The 5934-nt window shown below is 47.9% G+C and carries 5 protein-coding genes; 3 read left to right on the plus strand and 2 right to left on the minus strand.

Features of this window, described 5'->3' with window-relative positions:
• On the minus strand, window positions 1-785 hold a 785-nt coding region (locus G548_RS0116610; RefSeq protein ID WP_022795268.1), incomplete at its 3' end, for a sodium:solute symporter family transporter.
• A gap of 72 nt (window positions 786-857) precedes the next feature.
• The gene (cudC, locus tag G548_RS0116615) at window positions 858-1424 is read right to left on the minus strand and encodes a choline uptake/conversion transcriptional regulator CudC (protein ID WP_022795269.1); all 567 of its coding nucleotides are present in this window, start codon (window positions 1422-1424) and stop codon (window positions 858-860) included.
• A 349-nt stretch (window positions 1425-1773) separates the two neighbouring features.
• Here cudC and betB point away from each other — a divergent pair, with 349 nt between their 5' ends.
• The 3 genes from betB to G548_RS18605 all read left to right on the plus strand — a co-directional run bounded on the left by betB (window position 1774) and on the right by G548_RS18605 (window position 5533).
• Window positions 1774-3240 (plus strand): betaine-aldehyde dehydrogenase, encoded by a 1467-nt coding sequence (gene betB, locus G548_RS0116620; protein ID WP_022795270.1) that lies wholly within the window; start codon window positions 1774-1776, stop codon window positions 3238-3240.
• A 207-nt stretch (window positions 3241-3447) separates the two neighbouring features.
• A complete protein-coding gene (betA, locus tag G548_RS0116625; RefSeq protein ID WP_022795271.1) occupies window positions 3448-5133 on the plus strand; it encodes a choline dehydrogenase in 1686 nt (561 codons plus the stop codon).
• A 58-nt stretch (window positions 5134-5191) separates the two neighbouring features.
• Window positions 5192-5533: a transposase gene (locus G548_RS18605; RefSeq protein WP_084687397.1), complete on the plus strand. Its 342-nt coding sequence runs from the start codon at window positions 5192-5194 to the stop codon at window positions 5531-5533.
• The last annotated feature ends 401 nt before the right edge of the window (window positions 5534-5934 follow it).

The following is a 5934-nucleotide window of genomic DNA, read 5'->3' on the forward strand; positions in this document are numbered from 1 at the left end:
TCCGGATGATTCCACCCGTCAAGCGGCGGAAAAAGGTTCGCATAGGTGCCAAGATCCGCCTGATAATCGTTCCAGTTGACGCTCAGGCTGCCGGTGTTGCCAAAGGCAAACGGCAGCACCAGAAACAAACCTCCCAACAGCAGAATCATCTGTAAAAGGTCTGTATAGGCAACCGCCCACATCCCGCCAAATACGGTGTAGGCAATCGCGATAACGGCTGAAATAACAATCGACGTCGTAAAATCGATCCCTAAAATCGTGCCGAAAGTCGTCCCAAGCGCCGTCAGTATCGCGCCGCTCCAGAACACCTCCCCGAGAAGCGCCGGAAGATACAACAGACCCCCCATTTTCTTGCCAAAACGCTGCTCGAGCGGATCAATAATGGTTTTGAATTCGTAGCGCCGCATTTTTCTGGCATAAAATATACCGCCAATAATAAGGCTGAGGGCATACCCCCACGGTGCCTGGGCCCACACAAGGCCGTCAACGTATGTTGATTCTGCGGTGCCGTTAATATAACCGCCGCCTATCCAGGTGGCGGCCATGGTGAAAATCATGATAACAAGTGGCAGACTCCGTTTGGCCACCATCATGTCATCGAGAGAATCAGACTTTTTAGCGGCGAAATAGGCGCCAACGTAATACATCAAAGCATAGAAAACAAGCATGGCAATAAAGCCGCTCCACATGACTTCTTCGCCAGTAGCAATTATGTAAATCAGTACTGCGGCTACCAGAAGGACAAATCCCAGACTCTTCAGTAAGTTTAAATTTTTTTCTATCATCAGCAACACCTCAAGTTTTAATAATATTCTTAATATTGCGAAATCGTTTTCCGGAGAGATAAAGGACAGCTGTTATCTCTCTTGGTCGTCTTCTTCAATCGGAATATATTGAAACAACTCGCCCGTTTCCATAGCCTCCACGAGGCGACCCAGCCATTTGTAGTACTTCATCGACTGGCTGAGAATTCGCTGAATCTCCCGGGCTTCTTCTTTTATGGACGCTTCTGCTTCCTCCGACTGAATCAGCATGTCCAGTTGTTCCCGGGCGCTTTCGATGGCGCTCAAGTTCGTCCGCACTTCTCTCTCCCACTGCTGGGTAAAAAAGTTGGTGAAAAAACGGAAGAAATCCTTTTCGGCTACGTAGGTCTGCTTTCGCTTTCCCCGCCGATGCGTTTTCTTGACGACGTTGAACTCCTGCAACTTCCGCACGCCAGTACTCATACTCGGTTTACTCATGCCGAGTTTTTCTCTCATTTCATCCAGCGTCATATCGCCTTCAACATACATGGTCCCATACAAAGTACCAACACTTCTTGTGACCCCGTACAAATCCATGGTCTCTGCAATGGAATCAATCACAATGTCTTTGGCGCTTTCGAGTGACTCCCTCCATTCCTCCTGGTGATGAGAATCCGTCATGGCCCCCTCCTTTTTTATTAAAAAAATTCAATTTGTTAAATATTTTCTTCACAGTCTCTAATCTTAACGTATAAAAATTTCTTGTCAAATGCCTGACCAAAAAAAGGGGCCTGCGACGTTGCTATTTATTCCCCGGGAAAATCAAAAGCTTTCGGATATAGTAGCACGCGCGGGAAAGAGGCCGATAAAAAATTTTTAAAATTTATTTATTCCAGGCCAACTCCGCTGCCAAATTAATAAAATATTTTTCTACAGTTCTTTGACAGGATGGTCGAAAGCTGTTAAATTTAAGTTATTCAAAACGTTAAATATTTTTTTAACAAAGTTAACAAATAGGAGGCACACACATATGGATATTCGCATGTACATTGACGGCGAATGGGTAGACGCTGCTAACGGCGAAACCAGGGACATCATTAATCCGCTCAACCAAAGCGTTATTACGCAGGCAGCGGAAGGCTCCCGTGAGGACGCTGTAAAAGCAGTACAGGCTGCCCGCCGTGCATTTGATAAAGGACCATGGGCCGCTACGCCCGCTTCGGAGCGCGGAGCGTATGTATTAAAGGTTGCCCAGCTCATTGAGCGGGATAAAGAAGAACTCGCAGAACTCGAAACGCTCGATACTGGTAAAACCATGGGAGAAAGCCGTGCCGATATGGATGATATCGCCGGCGTGTTTCATTATTTTGCCGGCCTTGCTGATAAAGACGGCGGCGAATACCTCGCCTCCCCGATTCCGGACTCGGACAGCAAAATTGTCCGCGAGCCTGTCGGCGTTTGCGGTCAAATCACTCCGTGGAACTATCCGCTGCTGCAGGCAGCATGGAAGATCGCCCCGGCTATTGCGACGGGAAACACCATCATCGTAAAGCCAAGTGAGATCACACCGCTTACAACTATTAAGGTATTCCAATTGATGGAAGAAGCCGGTCTTCCGGCAGGCGTTGCCAATCTGGTACTCGGAAAAGGCACCGACGTAGGTGCTGAGCTTTCCGAAAGCGTGGACGTGGACTTGATTTCCTTTACAGGCGGTATTGAAACCGGCCGTAAAATTATGCAGGCCGCCACCTCGAACATGAAGAAAATCGCGCTTGAGCTTGGCGGCAAAAATCCTAACATTGTTTTCGCCGATGCCGATTTCGATCTCGCCGTGGACCAGGCATTAAACGCCGCTTTCTTCCATGCCGGGCAGGTTTGTTCCGCCGGTGCAAGACTATTGGTGGAAGAATCCATTCATGACGATTTCGTTAACGCGCTCGTCGACCGGGTAAAAAACATTCGTCTTGGCAGCGGTCAGGAGGAAGAAACACAGATGGGGCCGCTTATTTCCGCGGAGCACATGAGCAAGGTCGAAAATTATATCGACATCGGTAAACAGGAAGGAGCAACCGTTGCTGTCGGCGGCGGGCGCCCGGACGACGACACGCTCCAACAAGGATTCTTCCTTCAGCCAACGATCTTTACTGACTGCCGCTCCGACATGAGAATCGTGCAGGAAGAAATCTTCGGCCCGGTACTCACCGTGGAAACCTTCACTTCGGAAGAAGAAGCTGTAGAAAAAGCGAATAACACCGTTTATGGCCTTGCTGGCGCGACGTTTACCACAGACATCAGCAAAGCAGAACGAGTAGCCTCCGGCCTCCGCCTTGGCACGGTCTGGATCAATGACTTCCACCCGTACTTTGCGCAGGCACCGTGGGGCGGCTACAAGCAATCCGGCATCGGCCGTGAACTTGGTAAAATTGGCATGGAAGAGTATACCGAAACCAAACACATCTTCCGTAATACCAATCCGGAAGCGCTGAACTTTTTCTAACCAACCAGCAAAAAATAAGGCGTCTTCCGCTTACGCGGGCTGACGCCTTCATATAGAAACAAACTCTATAAATAATTTCTCGTTTCTTTATGTTGAGGAAGTATCATTTTATGAACAACTATCCACGAAATGAAATAGCTGGAGCAGAAGTTATGATATAGCTTCGCACACATCGTTACGTGAAGAAAATCTTTGGGGGTGCACAATATGAGTGAATCATTTGACTATGTAATTATTGGCGGAGGAAGTGCAGGATCTATACTTGCGAACCGGTTGAGCGCTGATAGAAATAATAGCGTGCTTGTACTAGAAGCAGGGCGAAGTGACTATGCGTGGGATCTACTGATTCAGATGCCGGCGGCTTTGCCGTTCCCGGCAGGAAAGAGTCTCTATGACTGGAAGTATCTGTCTGATCCGGAACCATACATGAACGGCCGACGCATTAAGCATGCGCGAGGAAAAGTACTCGGCGGTTCCAGTTCTATTAACGGAATGATTTATCAGCGCGGAAATCCCCTCGATTATGAACGATGGGGGGCAGACGAAGGTATGGAGGAGTGGAACTACGCGCACTGTCTTCCATACTTCAAGAGGTTGGAAAACGCGCTGGCAGCTGAAGAAGGTGACGAATTCCGCGGGCAGGACGGTCCGCTGAAGCTGGAACGGGGACCAGCAACGAGTCCGTTGTTCCAGGCGTTTTTTGAGTCAGCGGTAGAAGCAGGCTATACGCGCACACCGGACGTGAATGGTTACCGCCAGGAAGGATTTGGGCCGTTTGATAAACATATTCATAAAGGCAGAAGAATGTCTGCTTCCCGTGCATTTTTACACCCGGTCATGAATCGGAAAAACCTTACAGTAAGAACCCGTGCGTTTGTTGAAAGCATAGATTTTAACGGGACAAAGGCAGAAAGTGTGACCTATCAACACAACGGCAAAACGCTGAAGGTGAACGCAGGAGAGGTCATTCTTTCCGGCGGCGCCATCAATTCTCCGCAGTTGCTTCAGCTTTCCGGAGTCGGGGATGCAGAACACCTGCGTTCGCTTGGAATCGAGCCGGTCGTTGATCTGCCGGGTGTCGGGGAAAATCTGCAGGACCATTTGGAAGCATATATTCAGTATTCCTGCCCGCAGCCGGTTTCCATGCAGCCAAGCTTGAATAAGTTGAAAATGCCTTGGATCGGCCTGCAGTGGCTGCTTGGCCGTAAAGGTCCCGCAGCGTCGAATCATTTTGAAGGAGGCGGCTTTGTCCGCTCTAACGAGACTGTTCCTTATCCGAATTTAATGTTCCACTTTCTACCGGTAGCAGTGCGATATGACGGCAAAAAAGCAGATACGGAGCACGGATTCCAAGTGCACGTTGGGCCAATGTATTCTGATGCACGGGGAAGCCTGAAGATCCGCTCCAGGGATCCAAAGGAGCATCCAAGCATGGTGTACAATTATCTTTCCACGGAGCAGGATAGACGCGAGTGGGTTGAAGCGATCCGCATTTCCCGTGAAATCATGGCCCAGCCAGCCATGAAACCATTTAATTCCGGAGAGATCGCTCCAGGAGACGCTGTACAGACCGACGAAGAAATTCTGGAATGGGTTGCAAATGATGCCGAAACAGCGCTGCACCCAAGCTGTACTGCGAAAATGGGGCCTGCTTCAGACCCAATGGCCGTTGTTGATCCAAAGACGCTGAAAGTCCATGGCGTCGAAAACCTTCGCGTCGTGGATGCATCCGTCATGCCTTATGTGACGAACGGGAACATTCATGCACCGGTACTCATGATCGCTGAAAAAGCAGCGGACCTGATCCTTGAGCGTGAGCCGCTCGAACCGATGCATACAAAATTTTATCGTCACGGCGTTGATCCATCAGATGCAGGGACGATGAAGTCATAAATTAAAAATATGAAAAAGATCCTTTTATCCAGCGCAGCTTTTTTTAGAAGCCCGCGCATTGGAAAAAAGGATCTTTTTTCATTCATCATTGAAGTTACTGCATAAAGGCCTCAAATGGTTTGGTGTATTGAATGATGAAACGGGAAAAGTTTTCTGCACCGAGGAAGAAACTTATGATGCCATCGTGTTTTTGGAACTTCTGCACAAAGTACTGGCGTATTACCCTGTCGGGAAGATCGTGCTGATTCTGGATAATGCCCGCATCCATCACGTCAAGCTCCTGCAGCCATTTCTTCAAGCAAATCGGAGTCGACTGGAACTTGTATTTCTGCCAGCTTACAGGCCCCCAGTTGAAGCTCATGAAAGGTTTGTGGAAATGGTTAAAAGAATTGGTGATTAATAACGTCTTTTTCTCAATGTCCGAAAGATTACTTTAAAAGTGAGCGAATTTATCCACGATATTAGCTCAAAGTAAAAAGAAATCATCGATCGCCTGTATGTGCGACTATAAATCGAATTCATCTATTCAACTTATATAGATGCATCTTTTCGAAAAACATCCTTATAACATAGCGAACATAAAGGCTTGCTGGTTCCTTGCAGGAAGCCTTTACGTGATAAGAAAAACACTAGTTATACTGATCAATAAATCCTTTCGAAAAGTTGTACTTTTTGATACGCTCTAAAATAAAGAAGCCCCAGGTTCTCATGAAGTGACCTAAATAAATGAGACAGATAAAAGCACCTCCCACGTCGTATTCGTAGTAAGATCGACAAATGGAGGTGTTTTTCTTATGGGAG

Source organism: Marinococcus halotolerans DSM 16375 (assembly GCF_000420725.1).
Taxonomy (GTDB): domain Bacteria; phylum Bacillota; class Bacilli; order Bacillales; family Marinococcaceae; genus Marinococcus; species Marinococcus halotolerans.

Coding starts and splice junctions, on each gene's coding strand:
- betB (WP_022795270.1), top strand. CDS start 1,774: ATGGATATTCGCATGTACATTGACGGCGAATGGGTAGACGCTGCTAAC.
- betA (WP_022795271.1), top strand. CDS start 3,448: ATGAGTGAATCATTTGACTATGTAATTATTGGCGGAGGAAGTGCAGGA.
- cudC (WP_022795269.1), bottom strand. CDS start 1,424: ATGACGGATTCTCATCACCAGGAGGAATGGAGGGAGTCACTCGAAAGC.